Raw genomic sequence first — 15,364 nt, forward strand, 5'->3', positions numbered from 1 at the left:
CGATTGGCCCCGTCCGCATGTCGCAGCCTTTTGTCGCCCAATTCGATCCGGTCGCCTTCCACGTGGGTCCGGTGCAGGTGCACTGGTACGGCCTGATGTACCTGCTGGGCTTCTTCTTCGTCGCCGTGCTGGGCGAGTACCGGCGCCGCCGCGGACGCCTGCCGGTGAGCCGCGACGCGCTGGGCGACTTGCTGTTCTACGGCATGCTGGGCGTCATCGTGGGCGGGCGCATCTGGTACATGCTGTTCTATTACGAGGGCGGCATCGGCTGGATCTGGCGCGAGCCGCTGGTGCTGTTCAAGGTGTGGGATGGCGGCATGAGCTTCCACGGCGGTCTGCTCGGCGTGCTCGCCGCGGGTTGGTGGTGGTCGCGGCGCAACGCGCTGCACTTCTTCGACACGGTGGATTTCGTGGCGCCGCTGGTGCCGCTCGGGCTGGGCCTGGGACGGCTCGGCAACTTCATCAACGGCGAACTGTGGGGCAAACCCGCGCACCATGCCTGGGCGATGATTTTTCCCGGTGCCCAGGCCGAGGACGTCGCCTGGGCTGCGGCTCACCCGGCCTGGCTGCCGCAGCTGCAGCAATTCGGCGGGCTGACCCGACACCCCTCGCAGCTCTATGAGCTGTGCCTTGAAGGTGGAGTGATGTTCGTGGTGCTGTGGCTGGTATCGCTGAAGCCGCGACCGCGTTACCTGGTGTCGGGCCTGTTCGCCCTGCTGTATGGCGTGTTCCGCTTCGCGGTGGAATTCGTGCGCGTGCCCGACGCGCAACTGGGCTATCTGTTCGGCACCGACTGGGTGACGATGGGTCAGATGCAGTCGCTGCCGCTGATCGTGGTCGGGCTGGTGTTGATCGCCATGTCGCGTCGCGCGCCCACGTTGCCATTGGCCAGTCCCTCGTAGGGCGGGCACTGCCCGCCGGCCCCTGAAGCGCGTGCGGCGGGTGGTGCCCGCCCTACGGGTGCGGACGATCAGAAATTGCGGTCGCCGCCCAGGATGTCGCCCAGGCCACCGAGGATCGAGCCTTCGCCGCGACGTTGCCCGCCGCCTTGCGGCGCCGCGGCCAGCATGCGACCGGCCAGTCGCGAGAACGGCAGCGACTGCAGCCACACCGTGCCCGGGCCGGTCAGCGTGGCCAGGAACACGCCTTCGCCGCCGAACAGCATGCTCTTGATGCCGCCGACCGCTTTCACGTCCATGTCCACCGTGTCGTGGAAAGCCACCACGCAGCCGGTGTCCACGTCCAGCCGTTCGCCGGCGGCCAGCTCGCGCTTGATCATGGTGCCGCCGGCATGCACGAATACCCAGCCGTCGCCTTCGAGTTTCTGCATGATGAAGCCTTCGCCGCCGAACAGGCCGGTGAGGATCTTGCGCTGGAAGAAGATGCCCAGTTGCACGCCGCGCGCGCCGGCCAGGAAGGCATCCTTCTGGCAGATCAGCCGGCCGCCGTGGTCGGAGAGTTTCATTGCCAGCACGGTGCCGGGGTAGGGCGCGGCGAAGGCGACCTTGGCCTTGCCCTGGCCGCGGTGGGTGAACACCGTGGTGAACAGGCTTTCGCCGGTGATCACGCGCTTGCCGGCGGAGAGCAGCTTGTCCATCAGGCCGCCGCCGCTCTGGCCGCCGCTGGAGCCGTCGCCGAAGACGGTATCCATCTGCACGCCGGCCTCCTTGTACATCAGTGCGCCGGCCTCGGCGATCGCGCTCTCGCCGGGGTCCAGTTCGATCTCGACGAACTGCATGTCGGTGCCCACGATCGTGTAGTCGATCTCGTCGGCGCGCCCGCTGCCCAGCGTCGCCGGCACCGGTGGCGGACCCATCGCCGCGCCCAGTTCGGCCACGCTGCGGATCGCCTTCCACTCGGTGAAACCTTCGCGCCAGCAATAGCCGTCCGGCTGGCGCCGGGCCTGCGCCGCGGCGGCTGCATCATCGAGCGGACCGATGCGTTCGCCGTTCTTGCCGTAGCTGAAAAACCACGCTGCCATGGGGTCGATCTCCTTCTGCGGAAGCACGAGCATAGGGCCGGACCGCGCCGTGGCGGGAGTGACGGTTGTCACGGCATCCCCGGGCAACGGCGGCTGCGGTTATCCTTGGCCGATGCGTCCATACCTCGATCTGCTCCGCCACGTCCTCGACCACGGCACCCCCAAGGCCGACCGCACCGGCACCGGCACGCGCAGCGTGTTCGGCTGGCAGATGCGGTTTGATCTTGCGCAGGGTTTCCCGCTGGTCACCACCAAGAAGCTGCACATCAAGTCGATCGTGCACGAGCTGATCTGGTTCCTGCGCGGCGACACCAATATCGCCTACCTCAAGCAGCAGGGCGTGCGCATCTGGGACGAGTGGGCCGACGCCAACGGCGATCTCGGCCCGGTCTACGGCCGGCAATGGCGCGCCTGGCCGACCATCGACGGCGGCACGATCGACCAGATCGCCTGGGTGGTGGACGAGATTCGGCGCAACCCCGATTCGCGGCGGCTGATCGTCAGCGCCTGGAACGTGGGCGAGCTGCCGAAGATGGCGCTGATGCCGTGCCACACGCTGTTCCAGTTCTACGTGGCCGACGGCAAGCTGAGCTGCCAGCTCTACCAGCGTTCGGGCGACATTTTCCTCGGCGTGCCGTTCAACATCGCCAGTTACGCACTGCTGACGCACATGATCGCGCAGGTCTGCGGTCTGGCCGTGGGCGATTTCGTGCATACCCTGGGCGACGCCCATCTGTACGACAACCACGTCGAGCAGGCGCGCTTGCAGCTGGATCGCGAGCCGCTGCCGCCGCCGCGGTTGGTGCTCAATCCGGATGTGCGCTCGGTATTCGATTTCAAGTTCGAAGACATCGCGATCGAAGGCTACCGATCGCACCCGGCGATCAAGGCCGCAGTGGCGGTCTGATTCTGCGCGCGGTGCGGCCTGCTAAGATTCCGGACGTCCGGCGGCGCCTGCGCGGCGCGCCTTTTCGATGATCACCATTGCAAGGATTTCCCCATGGCCATCTCGCTCATTGCCGCACTCGATGAAAACTTCGCGATCGGCCGCAAGGGCCACCTGCCATGGCACCTGCCGGACGACCTGCGCTGGTTCAAGCAGCTGACCGTCGGCAAGAACGTGCTGATGGGCTACAACACCGCCGTTTCGATCGGCCGTGCCCTGCCGGATCGGGTCAACCTGGTGCTCACCCGACGCCACGAGGCACCGTTCCCCGGCCAGATCACCGTGCGCTCGATCGAGGAGGCGCAGGCGCGCTGCAGCAACACCGGCCTGATGGTGATCGGCGGCGGCATGGTGTTCGCCGAGGCGCTGCCCAACGCGCGGCGGATGTACCTGACCTGGGTCAGCGCAGCCATCGACGGTGCCGATACCTTCTTCCCCGGCGTGCACTTCAGCGACTGGACCGAGGTCTCGCGCGTGCACCACAAGGCCGATGCCGAGCACGCCTACGACTTCGACATGGTCGAGTACCTGCGCAGCGCGTGATGCCTGCGCCGATGCCGGCGACGGTCATGCACGTGATGGCCGGTGTCCTGCTGGACGGAGCCGGCCGCGTGTTGCTGGCACAACGCCCGGCCGACAAACACCTGGCGGGATTCTGGGAGTTCCCCGGCGGCAAGCTCGAAGCCGGCGAAACACCGTTGGCGGCACTGGCGCGTGAGCTGCTCGAAGAACTGGGCATCCATGTGCGCGCTGCCGAACCCTTGATCCGCCTGCCGTGGCGATACGGGGAACGGGAGCTGCTGCTCGACGCCTGGTGCGTCTCGTCCTGGCGCGGAGAACCCCGCTCGCTCGAAGCCCAGCCCTTGCAATGGCTGCTGCCGGCAAGCGTCGACCCGATGATCCTGGCGCCGGCGGATCGGGTGATTCTGGCTGCGCTCGGGTAGGGCGGGCACCGCCCGCCGGTTTTTTGCGTAGCAGCCGGCGGGCAGTGCCCGCCCTACTCGCCGAAGTTGTTTCCTCCCGATTGCCGCGGTTCGACGCCGCCCCAGTCCGCGGAGTAGATGCCTTCTCGAACCGCGCGGTGGAAACTGGAGTGCGGCCAATCTTTCACCCTCGTCACAAGCCCGTGTTTGACCGGGTTGTAATGCGCGTAGTCCATGTGGGCGTGGTAATCCCGGGTGTCGCGAATCTTGTGTTCCCAGAACCTGGGTTGCCACAGCCCGCCGTCGCGACGCGGGGCGGATGCTTGCGGAAGATTCGATTTTCTGGAGAAGCCCGCCTTGATGAGGCCCCAGCGAGTGGAGAAATCCTTGTCGCCCGCGGGCAGCGTCCAGATTGCATGCATGTGGTCGGGCAGGATCACCCAGGCGTCAATGCGGAACGGCATCCGTTGAAGCGTTGCCAGTACGCTCTGGTGCAGGATGGATATCGCGTGCTCGTCAGCCAGGAAGCGCTGTCGCCGTGCGGTAATCACGGTGAAGAACCAGGTCGCCCCCTCGATCCGTGCGCGTCGATAGTTCGGCATGCATGGAGGTTAGCCGGCTGGCGTGCGTGAGCCATGTCGGCGGGCGGTGGAGATTGTTGTGGGGGTGGCGGTGACTGGCGGGCAGTGCCCGCCCTACGTCAATGCCAGGTAGCGCTGGTGCAGTTCGGCGACGGCCTGATCCAGCGCGCTTTCGTCGCCGCTGTTGTCGATCACGTCGTCGGCGAGGGCGAGGCGGTCGGCGCGGCTGGCTTGCTGCTCGATCATGCGCCGGGCCAGGGTTTCGTCGACGCCGTCGCGGGCGATCAGGCGGTCGAGCTGCACGGATTCGGGTACGTCGACCACCAGCACGCGGTCGACCCAGCGGTACTGCGCGATGTTCTCGGCCAGCAACGGGATAGCCAGCAGGCAGTATGGCGTGCTGTCGGCCAGCGCGCGCTCGCGCAGCCAGGCGCGCACGCGCGGATGGATGATGGCTTCCAGCCTGCGCCGCGCGGCGGGGTCGGCGAAGACGCGCCGGCGCATCGAGGGGCGGTCCAGCTGGCCGCGGTCGTCCAGCACCTCCGGCCCGAATGCGGCGACCACCTCGGCAAGGCCTTCGCTGCCGGGGGCGATGACCTCGCGGGCCGCCACGTCGGCGTCATGCACCGGTACGCCGAGCGCCTCGAAGCGGCGCGTCACCGCGCTCTTGCCGGCGGCCACCCCGCCGGTCAGCGCTACCACGAGGGCGGGCGGCCTGGCGCTCATCGCAGGCCGGTGAAGTGCATGTAGCCCTGCAGCAGCTGCGGGCCGGCCATGAACCACACCCAGCCGGCGGCGGCGATGAACGGGCCGAACGGCATCGGAATCTCGCGCTCGTGCTTGCGCAACGCGATCAGGCTGCCGCCGACCAGGGCGCCGATCAGCGACGACAACAGGATCACCGGCAGCAAGGCCACCGGCCCCATCCACGCCCCCAGCGCCGCCAGCAGCTTGAAATCGCCGTGGCCCATACCTTCCTTGCCGGTGAGCAGCTTGAACACCCAGTAGACGCTCCACAGGCTCAGGTAACCGATCGCCGCACCGATGATCGCCGAGGGCGCGCCAGCGAACATCGGGATCAGCGACAGCAGCATGCCCAGCCACAGCAGCGGCAAGGTCAACTGGTCAGGCAGGAGTTGCGTGCGAAAGTCGATGCCGGCCGCCGCGATCAACACCCAGGTCAACACCAGCCCCGCCAGCGCGACCCACGAAGGCCCGAATTTCCACACCACCAGTGCGCTGAGCACGCCGCTGAACAATTCCACCAGCGGATACTGGATCGAGATCTTCACCTTGCAGTAGCGACAGCGGCCGCGCAGCAGCAGCCAGCCGAACAGGGGGATGTTGTCCGCCGCCGACAGCGGATGCTTGCAATGCGGGCAGTGCGAAGGTTCGCGCACGATGCCGGGCGGCAGCGGCGCATCGTCGGCCTGCATCTCCAGCACCTCGCGCGCCTCGCGGCGCCAGCTCGCCGCCATGCGCTCGGGCAGGCGCAGGATCACCACGTTGAGGAAACTGCCCACCAGCAGGCCGAGCACGGCGGCGAGGGCGATCCAGACGGACAGCGGAAGTTCGGGCATGCGTGGACCTTTAAAGCCCCTCCCCCTCCGGGGGAGGGGTTGGGGAGAGGGTACGGCCCCGAGCGAAGTCCAAAATCGCCTCAAGCACCGCTGCGGTTTCCTGCAACACCTGATTGTCCCAGAATCTCAACACCACGAGGCCTTGCCGTTCCAGCGAGTGCGTACGAATCCCGTCGGTTTCTTCATCGTGTTGCGAACCATCAACCTCGACGACTAGCTTGAGTTCTTCGCAATAGAAGTCGGCGATGTACGGCGGGATGGGGTGCTGACGGCGGAACTTGAGCCCGACGAGGCGTCTGGCGCGCAGGTGATACCAGAGCTTGATTTCAGCAGCGGTGCTGGCGGTGCGCAGCGACTTGGCCGTGGTCAGCGTTCGGGTAGGAAGGGGCGGTTTGTGGTGCATGGCTTCGGGCGTACCCTCTCCCCAACCCCTCTCCCGGTGGGAGAGGGGCTTTTGAAGCCTCAGAACGTGCCGGCCAGCTTGAAGATCGGCAGGTACAGGGCGATCACGATGCCGCCGACCAGGGTGCCGAGTACCACCATGATGAGGGGTTCGAGCAGGGTGGAGAGGGTATCCACCGCGTTGCTGACCTCCTCCTCGTAGAACTCGGCGACCTTGAACAGCATGCTGTCCAGCGAGCCGGATTCCTCGCCGATGCCGGTCATCTGCACCACCATGTTGGGGAACAGGCCGGTCTGCTTCATGGCGAGCTGCAGCTGGTGGCCGACCGAGATGTCATCGCGCATCTGCCGCACGGCGTCGCTGTAGACCGCGCTGCCGGTGGCGCCGGCCACGGCATCCAGGGCTTCCACCAGCGGCACGCCGGCGCGGAAGGTGACGCCCAGCGTGCGGGCGAAGCGGGCGATCGCGGAGTTGCGCACGATGTCGCCCATCACCGGCATCTTCAGCGCAACGCGGTCCAGGAAATGGGCGAACTTCGGCGAGCGCTTCTTGCCGATCACGATGCCGGCGATGCTGCCGACGATGATGCCCACCACGATGTACCAGTAGCCCTGCATGAACTCCGAGGCATCGACCAGGAACTGGGTCGGCGCCGGCAGCTGCGCGCCGGCGTCCTGGAAGGTCTTGGCGAACACCGGCACCACGAACAGCAGCATGATCAGGATGACGATGAACACCACCGCCAGCACCATCATCGGGTAGAACAGCGCCTTCTTGATCTTCTTCTTGATCGCCTCGGTGCGTTCCTTGTAGGTGGCCACCGTGTCCAGCACGGTGTCGAGCACGCCCGAGGTTTCGCCGGCATGCACCAGGTTGCAGTACAGCTCGTCGAACTGCAGCGGGTAGCGGCCCAGCGCCTCGTGCAGCGAGGCGCCGCCCTCGATGTTCTGCTTGACGTCGAGCAGCACGTTCTTGAAGCGGACGTTCTTCTGGCCGTCGGCGATGATGTCGAAGGACTGCACCATCGGCACGCCGGAGGCCATCATGGTGGCGATCTGGCGGCTGAAGATGGCCACGTCGCCTGGTTTGATCTTGCTCCCGGAGGCGCCGAACAGCGGCTTGGCGCGCTCGCGCACGGTTTGCGGGTTCATCCCCTGGCGGCGCAATTCGGCCTTGACCAGCGAGGCGTTCTTGGCGGGCATGTCGCCCTTCATGCGCTTGCCGCGCTTGTCCAGGGCCACCCATTCGTAGGTGGTCAGGTGGCTGACCTCGGCCCGCTGGGCGCCGAGCGCACGCGTCTTGTCTGCCCTTGCTTTTGCGGTTGCGGTAGCCGTGGCCATGCGCATCTTCCCCCGGTGGTTCGATCTCGAAGCCGGCGCACGGGCCGGCTGGCAAGTCACTAATACAGCTTAGGTCATTTTCAAAGCGGCAAACCGTGGCGCCTTGCGCAAGTTCTGCAGCATGCGGGCCCGGTCGGACGTCATTCCTTGGTCACCCGGTCGATCTCGGTCAGGCTGGTCAGCCCCTGCTTCACCTTGAGCAGGGCCGAGGCGCGCAGGTCGTTGACCCCGGCGGCCTTGGCCACCTCGGCTATCTGCATCGCGTTGCCGCCCTGCAGGATGATCTTCTGGATCTCCTCCAGCATCGGCATCACCTGGTAGATGCCCACGCGGCCCTTGTAGCCCTCGTTGCAGCCGTCGCAGCCCACCGCCTGGTAGATCGTCAGGCCGGCGTCGATGTCCGCCTGGCTGAAGCCGGCATCCAGCAGCACCTTTGGCGGCAGCTCGATCGGCTTCTTGCACTCGTGCAGGCGCCGGGCCAGGCGCTGGGCGATGATCAGGGTCACCGACGAGGTGATGTTGTAGGGCGCGATGCCCATGTTCATCAGGCGGGCGATCGTCTGCGCCGCGTCGTTGGTGTGCAGCGTGGACAGCACCATGTGGCCGGTCTGCGCGGCCTTGATCGCGATTTCGGCGGTTTCCAGGTCGCGGATTTCGCCGACCATGATCACGTCCGGATCCTGGCGCAGGAACGAGCGCAGTGCGCTGGCGAAGGTCATGCCGCGCTTGGCGTTCTGCTGCACCTGGTTGATGCCCTCGACGCGGATTTCGACCGGGTCTTCCACCGTGGAGATGTTGCGCTCGTTGGTGTTGAGCATGTTCAGGCCGGTGTACAGAGACACCGTCTTGCCCGAGCCGGTGGGGCCGGTGACCAGCACCATGCCGTAGGGCTTGTGGATCGCGTCGATGTAGAGCTTCTGCTGCTCCGGCTCGTAGCCCAGTTTCTCGATGCCGATCCTGGCCGCCGAGCCATCGAGGATACGCAGCACGATCTTTTCGCCGAACAGCGTCGGCAGCGAGCTGACGCGGAAGTCGATGGCGCGGGTCTTGGACAGGTTGAGCTTGATGCGGCCGTCTTGCGGCACGCGCTTCTCGGCGATGTCCAGCTGCGCCATCACCTTCAGGCGCGAGGAGATGCGGTTGGCCATCTTCATCGGGGGACTGGCCACGGCCTTGAGCATGCCGTCCATGCGCAGGCGCACCCGGTACTGCGATTCGAACGGCTCGAAATGGATGTCCGAGGCGCCGCGGCGGATCGCGTCGACCAGGATCTTGTTGACGAACTTGACCACCGGGGCATCGTCCGCCGAGTTGGCGTCGATGCCGGTGGATTCGGCCTCGTCGCTGCCGACCTCCAGGTCGAGCTCGTCGAACTCGCCGGTATCCATGTCCGGCATGGTGTCGCGCATGGAGTTCAGCAGATTTTCAATCGTCCGCTGCAGCGAGCCGCGCTCGACCAGGATCGGCTCGACCAGGCAATTGGAGTGGAACTTGATCTCGTCCAGCGCGTGCGACTGGGTCGGGTCGGCGATACCCACAAACAGGCGCTTGCCGCGCCGGAACAGCGGCAACGCCTGGTGCTTGGTGATCAGCGCCTCGCTGATCAGGTCCAGCGGCATCGTGGTCGGGTTGAGCGAGGCCACGTCCATCATGGGCATGCCGAACTCGAGCGACAGCACTCGCGTCAATTGCGCGTTCTCGATCAGGCTGCGGTCGAGCAGCCACGCGCCGAGCGTCATCTTGTGCTGCGCGCTGTCGACCATCGCCTTGCGGGCGTCATCCTCGGGCAGCAGTCCTTCGGACACCAAGCGGCGCGCCATGCCGGTCAGGCCTGCGAGCGATGGTTGCGGTTGCGATGACATAACTTACGTGACCCTTTCCCCGTATGTGGTTGAATCTACCGCAGTCTGGCGTTCAGGTCATCCTTTGCCTGCGCCTTGATCCGATAGGGTGATGCAGCGCACAAGCCGACGGCCGCGCCGGGCTTGGCGCGGGCCCCGGGTGGCTTGCCCCGATAGGCAAGCAAGAATCGAACCGCGCCGGCCGGCTGACTGCTCTTTCTGCTTCTCTCTGCCGGCAGCGGGATCGGCGGTGTTTCCGGCGGCGCGCCGCCAGGGAAGTACGCGGATCGACACTCCCTCGCCAGGACCACGACTCCCGCCCGCCATTCCCGCGCGGACTCCCTGATCCGACTTCCGGCAAAATTTCCCGATCCCCGTCATTCCTGCGCAGGCAGGAATCGCACTTGCTCCAAGCGCACCAAAGCCACGTCCACGTCCAACATGCCGTCGCGCGACGATCAACCCGAAACCGGGATCGCGAATGAGACCCCAACCACAAGCCCCCTGTTCACCCAGGGCACCGCAGCCACCCATGGGCAGCCTTCACGTTATGATCCCCCTTTCCCGGGGAGCCCGATCTTGAACCAGCTCAGCATCATCCTGCCTGCCAAGAACGAGGCGCCCGCGCTTGCGGTCTTGCTCCCGCAACTGCGCGCGGCGCAGCCGCAGGCCGAGATCATCGTGGTCGACGATGGTTCCACCGACGACACCCGCAACATCTGCGAAAGCCACGGCGTGCAATGCCTGTCCTCGCCGTACTCGATGGGCAACGGCGCGGCGATCAAGCGTGGCACCCGCGCCGCCAGCGGCGACATCCTGGTGTTCATGGACGGCGACGGCCAGCACGATCCCGCCGACGTCGCGCGGCTGCTCGACCAGTTGAACCGCGGCTACGACATGGTGGTGGGCGCCCGCGACTGGGGCAGCCAGGCCGGCGTGGGCCGTGGCATCGCCAACACCTTGTACAACTGGCTGGCCACCAAGATGACCGGCCACCCCGTGCTCGACCTCACCTCCGGCTTCCGCGCCGTGCGCGCCGACAAGTTCCGCGAATTCCTGCACCTGCTGCCCAACGGCTTCAGCTACCCCACCACCAGCACCATGGCCTTCTTCCGCAGCGCCTATGCGGTCGCCTACGTCCCGATCAAGGCCGCCCAGCGCGTCGGCAAGAGCCACATCCGACCCCTCAAGGACGGCATCCGCTTCCTGCTGATCATCTTCAAGATCGCCACGCTGTATTCGCCGCTGAAGCTGTTCGTGCCGGCGAGTGCGGTGTTTTTCCTGGCCGGTTTCGCCAATTACACCTATACGCTCTACGCCTACCATCGACTTACCAACATGAGCACTTTGCTGTGGAGCGCGGCTGTGGTTGTGTTCCTGATCGGGCTGGTTTCCGAACAGATCACCGGCCTGATGTACAGGCCCTACAAGTGAAATATTGCGCCAGAGTGAGTCCTTCCTGATGGTATTACTGTGTGGCGCCTACCGTTTTAGTTCCGCAGCGTGGCCGAGGTGCTAACCACTTGATGCGTGTACTTTTGATCAGCACCTCGTATCCACGGGACATCTCGGACTGGCGAGGGATCTTCATGCGACATCTCGTTGCCGCGATTGCACGCGTTCCATCTGTCGAACTCAGTGTCTGGTCTCCCCCGGGCGAGCTTCCGGATCGGGCTAAAACCGTCGTGGCACGCAAGGATGCCGATTGGCTGGAACACCTGATGGCCATAGGTGGAATCTCGCACAGCATGCGCGACAGAGGTTGGCGCGGATGGTTTGCACCCGTTCGCCTCTTGCGCATGATCGGCAGAGCCTATCGCAACCAAGACGTGGACGTTTATCACATAAATTGGTTGCAATGTGCATTACCGCTGCCGCGTAATGGTAAACCGGCATTGATCACCGTACTCGGGAACGACCTCAAATTGCTGAGGCTGCCATTGATGTGCACTTTGTTGCGGCGGATCATGAAACGGCGACGGGTAGCAATCTGTCCCAATGCGGATTGGATGCGCGAACCATTGGAAGCGTCTTTTGGGGACATTGCCGATGTATGTTCGATCTCATTTGGGATTGAGCCCGCCTGGTACGAGATCGAGAGAGGCCTCCGGCTGGGCCAACCCCATCGATGGCTTACCGTCACCCGTCTCACTGCAGACAAGCTTGGCTCTCTATTTGACTGGTCGTCGAAGTTCTTTCGTGATGGCACTCGCGAGTTGCACCTGTTTGGGCCGATGCAGGAAGGTGTCGCGATACCGGAATGGGTTCATTACCACGGGCCCGTCACCCCGGAACAGTTGATGTTCTGCTGGTTTCCCACGGCCTGCGGCCTGATTACCTTGAGCCGCCATGCAGAAGGTAGGCCGCAAGTCATGCTCGAAGCGATGGCAGCGGGGCTCCCGATTATTGCCTCCGATATGCCAGCACATGCAAGTATCGTCTTCGATGGTGAAACCGGAAGGTTGTGCGATAACGCCAGTGTTTACGGGAACGCGCTAGCCGAATTGGAGAACGAGGAGACCAATCGACGCATGGGGGATGCGGCGAGGCGTTGGGTCGCCACCGAAGTTGGTACCTGGGACGACTGCGCCAAGCGTTATGAGAGTATCTATCGCCGGTTGCTGGAAACGCACTGAATGGGCGATTCGATTCTCATAACCGGCGCGGGCGGATTCATCGGCCGACAGTTGGTGCGTACGCTTGCGCAACGTGGCGAGCGCGTGATCGCAGCCAGCCGCAGTCCGGCCGAGTTCGATGGGGCGAACGTTGAGCCGGTCGAGGGCATGCTACGTGAACCGGAAGATTTTGCTCCATGGGTGGCACGCAGCCGCGTCGTGGTGTACTTGGCGTCTACGTCCACTCCGGGAACTTCGGCGGGTCATCCGATAGAAGATGTGACGGGCAATCTTTTACCGTTAACCGCGTTGTTGCAGACGATGCAGAATCATCCCGGCGTCGATCTGTTGTATCTCTCGTCGGGCGGCGCGCTTTATGCACCAAATGACGGCGAAGCGGCATCTGAAAGAACGCCGGTGCGCCCACGCTCCTATCACGGCGCGGGCAAGATCGCAGCGGAGTACTTCATTTCCGCGTGGTGCAATCAATATTCGGGAAGGGCGATGATCGTGCGGCCTTCGAACGTTTATGGCCCAGGCCAGCTCGAACGAGCAGGATTTGGCATCGTTCCGGCCGCCATGGGCAAGATTCGCCGCAATGAAGTTTTGCGTGTGTGGGGGGACGGCTCGGCTATTCGGGATTACTTGTACATTGATGATCTGATTCGATTGGTGACAGCGATACTTGCCAAGCCGATGCCACCTGGTGCTCGCGTGGTGAACGCCTGCAGCGGTATCGGTACTAGCTTGAAGGATCTGTTCGAGGCATTGCAGGAAGTAACGGGAGCCACGTTGTTATGTCGTTACGAAGCCGACCGTCCCGTCGACGCTTCAAGCATAGTCATGGATCCGTCTTTTGCGCTGCAGGAGTTTGGGTTTTCGGCGGCAACACCGTTGCGCGAGGGGCTTAAGCGGACATGGATTTGGTTGAACAGTATCATGCACTGAATCGACCGGAGCATCCGGTGTGTTCCGTATGCGTCGCCAACTACAATGGCGCAGCCATGCTGGACGACTGTCTCGGTTCGGTGCTGTCTCAACTGGGAGACGTGAGCATCGAGATCATCGTTCACGACGACGCCTCAACCGATGATTCCGTCAATTTGTTGCTGGCCAGGTACCCGAGCGTGGAACTCTTGGCGAGCCGCGAAAACGTGGGGTTTTGCAAGGCAAACAATCGCATGGTTTCGCACGCTCGCGGTAAGTACGTTCTGCTGCTGAACAACGATGCCGCATTGCATCCCGATGCGATCCTCACGCTGGTCGAGGTTGCGGGCCTGCAGTCTCCTGGAGGCATTTTGACGATGCCTCAGTACGACTGGGAAACCGACAAGCTAGTCGACCGCGGTTGCCTGCTCGACCCTTTCTACAATCCTGTGCCGAACCTCGATCAGGACCGCCGCGAAGTTGCCATGGTGATAGGTGCCTGCTTTTGGGTGGCACGCGATCTCTGGAATGACCTTGGCGGATTTCCAGAGTGGCTGGAGTCGATCGGCGAAGATATGTATCTGTGCTGCGTGGCCCGCTTGCGCGGCCGGCCGGTCCACGTTACGAGAACCAGCGGGTATCGCCACCGCCAAGGGGTCAGTTTTGGCGGCAACAGGGTGAATAGAGGAAAACTCAGCACGACGTTGCGTAGACGCCGATTGAGCGAACGCAACAAGACGAGGGTCATGGTCATTTGTACGCCGACATGGCTGGTTTGGCCCCTCCTTGCAGTACACATGGCCGAATTGGTTCTGGAGGGCATCGCGGTGACGCTGTCCAGGCGCGATCGGAGGGTCTGGCGCGAAGTTTACCGGCCAACTCTGAAGTCGGTCCTCAGCGGTACCCTGGAGTTGCGCCAGCGGCGCCGGGGGCAACAAGCTCAACGCCAAGCCACCCTGCGTGGCTATCTCCACGCCTTCACCTGGTTTCCGCACAAGTTGCGCCTGCTATTCAGGCATGGGGTGCCATCCATTCGCTGAGCCGCGCGCTTGCGTTCGATTCATTCCGGCCGACGAAACAGGAAGAAAGGTTCTTTGGGGTTGATGCCTAAGGCGGCTGCGTCGACATCGGCCAACAAGTCATCGTGCTGGCGAATGCATGAGACCAGGCCAGCCGACGTGAAACGGTTGAAGATGTCCCTTCCGAATAGGCGAACATGATCGGCCTGCCCGTAGGCCTGCCGCCGAGCTTCGGCGGTATCGATCCCGGCATCCTGCCAAGTGCCGTGCAATTTCGCACTATATGGCGTCTGCAGGATGGCATGGCCACCAAGCTTGAGCACCCGGTGGATCTCGGCGAGTGCCTTTAGGTCGTCGCTCACGTGCTCCAGCACGTGGTTGGCTATGACCAGATCAAAGGATTCGCCATCAAATGGGATGTCGAGCATGTCGACGCGTTGCACGCCCGCCGTGGAGGGATACAAGTCGCATGGAATGTAGCAACTGGGGGCAGTCTCCGTTATGCGTCGGGCGAGCCGCTTCTCCGGTGCGAAATGCAACACCGACTTCCGGTGGATGTCTGCGAGCAGCCCGGCTCTTTCCATGTACATCAGCAGGTGCCGTTCCCGATCGTGCGCGCCACATCGCGGGCACTCGAACTGGTCCGGATTGCTGCCTACGACATCCATCGCAAGCATCAGCCCCGGCGTGTCGATAGAGCCGCGCATGTATGGCATGAAGCGCCAAACATGGTGGCCACACATCACGCATCGGCGTCTTCCGCCGGGAAGCCAGCCTGAAAGAGCGTACTTGGCGAGCTTGATGAAGTTCATGGATTCCGGGCGGTAGGCTAGCGGCGATACAGTACGTTATTAAAACGGCCGTGTGATTTCCTGCGGATTCGTCCAAGCAGGTCTTTGCACGCGATGCGTACAACAGAACAAAACACCAGCAAGGCGGTCCGCATGGTGCCATAAGGGGATGCGGCGAAAGCACGGGGAATCCATTCTTTCAACAGCTCAATCCGCCGCGTGCGCAGCGAGCGAAAGAATACCCGGCGCACGAAGTCAGGGCCGACTCAAACTCCACGTGCAACACCATGCCGCATCTGACATAGGCTGTTGCGATGAGAACGTACAACGAATTGACCCTGAACGAGCGAGTGGAGATCCAGCAGCGCCTGGCGTCGGGCGACAGCTTGCGAGCCATTGGAAGATAGCTGGGGCGCG

General features: G+C 63.9%; 17 protein-coding genes. 9 read left to right on the plus strand and 8 right to left on the minus strand.

Going from position 1 to position 15,364, the window contains the following annotated elements; translation table 11 throughout:
- Positions 1-17 precede the first annotated feature (17 nt).
- Positions 18-902, plus strand: a complete 885-nt coding sequence (gene lgt, locus B1991_RS01610; protein WP_136256959.1) for a prolipoprotein diacylglyceryl transferase — start codon at positions 18-20, stop codon at positions 900-902.
- Between the two features lie 68 nt (positions 903-970).
- Here the strand turns inward: lgt and B1991_RS01615 are convergent, their stop codons facing one another.
- Entirely contained in the window at positions 971-1,981 is a 1,011-nt protein-coding gene (locus tag B1991_RS01615; protein WP_136256960.1) for a TIGR00266 family protein, read from the minus strand.
- Positions 1,982-2,093: 112 nt separating this feature from the next.
- Between B1991_RS01615 and B1991_RS01620 the strand changes: the two genes are divergently transcribed.
- From B1991_RS01620 to B1991_RS01630, 3 genes are all read left to right on the plus strand, one after another.
- Positions 2,094-2,888, plus strand: a complete 795-nt coding sequence (locus tag B1991_RS01620; RefSeq protein WP_136256961.1) for a thymidylate synthase — start codon at positions 2,094-2,096, stop codon at positions 2,886-2,888.
- A gap of 93 nt (positions 2,889-2,981) precedes the next feature.
- Positions 2,982-3,470 carry a dihydrofolate reductase gene (locus B1991_RS01625; RefSeq protein ID WP_136256962.1) on the plus strand — a complete coding sequence of 163 codons (489 nt, stop codon included), beginning with the start codon at positions 2,982-2,984 and terminating at the stop codon, positions 3,468-3,470.
- A complete protein-coding gene (locus B1991_RS01630) occupies positions 3,470-3,871 on the plus strand; it encodes a (deoxy)nucleoside triphosphate pyrophosphohydrolase (protein WP_246031023.1) in 402 nt (133 codons plus the stop codon). The genes B1991_RS01625 and B1991_RS01630 overlap by 1 nt, the downstream gene beginning before the upstream one ends.
- A 53-nt stretch (positions 3,872-3,924) precedes the next feature.
- Here the strand turns inward: B1991_RS01630 and B1991_RS01635 are convergent, their stop codons facing one another.
- From B1991_RS01635 to pilB, 6 genes are all read right to left on the minus strand, one after another.
- Positions 3,925-4,452, minus strand: a complete 528-nt coding sequence (locus tag B1991_RS01635) for an REP-associated tyrosine transposase (protein WP_136256963.1) — start codon at positions 4,450-4,452, stop codon at positions 3,925-3,927.
- 93 nt (positions 4,453-4,545) lie between these two features.
- Entirely contained in the window at positions 4,546-5,157 is a 612-nt protein-coding gene (gene coaE, locus B1991_RS01640; protein ID WP_136256964.1) for a dephospho-CoA kinase, read from the minus strand.
- Positions 5,154-6,011 (minus strand): prepilin peptidase, encoded by an 858-nt coding sequence (locus tag B1991_RS01645; protein WP_136256965.1) that lies wholly within the window; start codon positions 6,009-6,011, stop codon positions 5,154-5,156. The genes coaE and B1991_RS01645 overlap by 4 nt, the downstream gene beginning before the upstream one ends.
- A gap of 10 nt (positions 6,012-6,021) precedes the next feature.
- Entirely contained in the window at positions 6,022-6,414 is a 393-nt protein-coding gene (locus B1991_RS01650) for an endonuclease domain-containing protein (protein ID WP_136256966.1), read from the minus strand.
- A gap of 59 nt (positions 6,415-6,473) precedes the next feature.
- Positions 6,474-7,754 (minus strand): type II secretion system F family protein, encoded by a 1,281-nt coding sequence (locus B1991_RS01655; protein ID WP_136256967.1) that lies wholly within the window; start codon positions 7,752-7,754, stop codon positions 6,474-6,476.
- A 140-nt stretch (positions 7,755-7,894) separates the two neighbouring features.
- Positions 7,895-9,616 carry a type IV-A pilus assembly ATPase PilB gene (gene pilB / locus B1991_RS01660; protein ID WP_136256968.1) on the minus strand — a complete coding sequence of 574 codons (1,722 nt, stop codon included), beginning with the start codon at positions 9,614-9,616 and terminating at the stop codon, positions 7,895-7,897.
- A 558-nt stretch (positions 9,617-10,174) separates the two neighbouring features.
- On the opposite strand from pilB, the gene B1991_RS01665 reads away from it, so the two are divergent.
- The 4 genes from B1991_RS01665 to B1991_RS01680 all read left to right on the plus strand — a co-directional run bounded on the left by B1991_RS01665 (position 10,175) and on the right by B1991_RS01680 (position 14,177).
- Positions 10,175-11,029 (plus strand): glycosyltransferase family 2 protein, encoded by an 855-nt coding sequence (locus tag B1991_RS01665; RefSeq protein ID WP_136256969.1) that lies wholly within the window; start codon positions 10,175-10,177, stop codon positions 11,027-11,029.
- A gap of 155 nt (positions 11,030-11,184) precedes the next feature.
- The gene (locus B1991_RS01670) at positions 11,185-12,231 is read left to right on the plus strand and encodes a glycosyltransferase family 4 protein (protein WP_246031024.1); all 1,047 of its coding nucleotides are present in this window, start codon (positions 11,185-11,187) and stop codon (positions 12,229-12,231) included.
- Positions 12,232-13,158, plus strand: coding sequence for an NAD-dependent epimerase/dehydratase family protein (locus B1991_RS01675; RefSeq protein ID WP_136256971.1), 927 nt, complete (start codon positions 12,232-12,234; stop codon positions 13,156-13,158).
- The gene (locus B1991_RS01680) at positions 13,128-14,177 is read left to right on the plus strand and encodes a glycosyltransferase family 2 protein (protein WP_136256972.1); all 1,050 of its coding nucleotides are present in this window, start codon (positions 13,128-13,130) and stop codon (positions 14,175-14,177) included. The genes B1991_RS01675 and B1991_RS01680 overlap by 31 nt, the downstream gene beginning before the upstream one ends.
- A 20-nt stretch (positions 14,178-14,197) precedes the next feature.
- Here B1991_RS01680 and B1991_RS01685 read toward each other — a convergent pair whose 3' ends face one another.
- Complete coding sequence (locus tag B1991_RS01685) at positions 14,198-14,968, minus strand: class I SAM-dependent methyltransferase (protein ID WP_136256973.1); 771 nt, start codon at positions 14,966-14,968, stop codon at positions 14,198-14,200.
- 293 nt (positions 14,969-15,261) lie between these two features.
- Here B1991_RS01685 and B1991_RS19175 point away from each other — a divergent pair, with 293 nt between their 5' ends.
- Positions 15,262-15,354, plus strand: coding sequence for a helix-turn-helix domain-containing protein (locus tag B1991_RS19175; protein WP_136256974.1), 93 nt, complete (start codon positions 15,262-15,264; stop codon positions 15,352-15,354).
- Positions 15,355-15,364: the final 10 nt, after the last annotated feature.

Origin of the sequence: Rhodanobacter lindaniclasticus (assembly GCF_004799035.1) — a bacterium.
Classification (GTDB): Bacteria; Pseudomonadota; Gammaproteobacteria; order Xanthomonadales; family Rhodanobacteraceae; genus Rhodanobacter; species Rhodanobacter lindaniclasticus.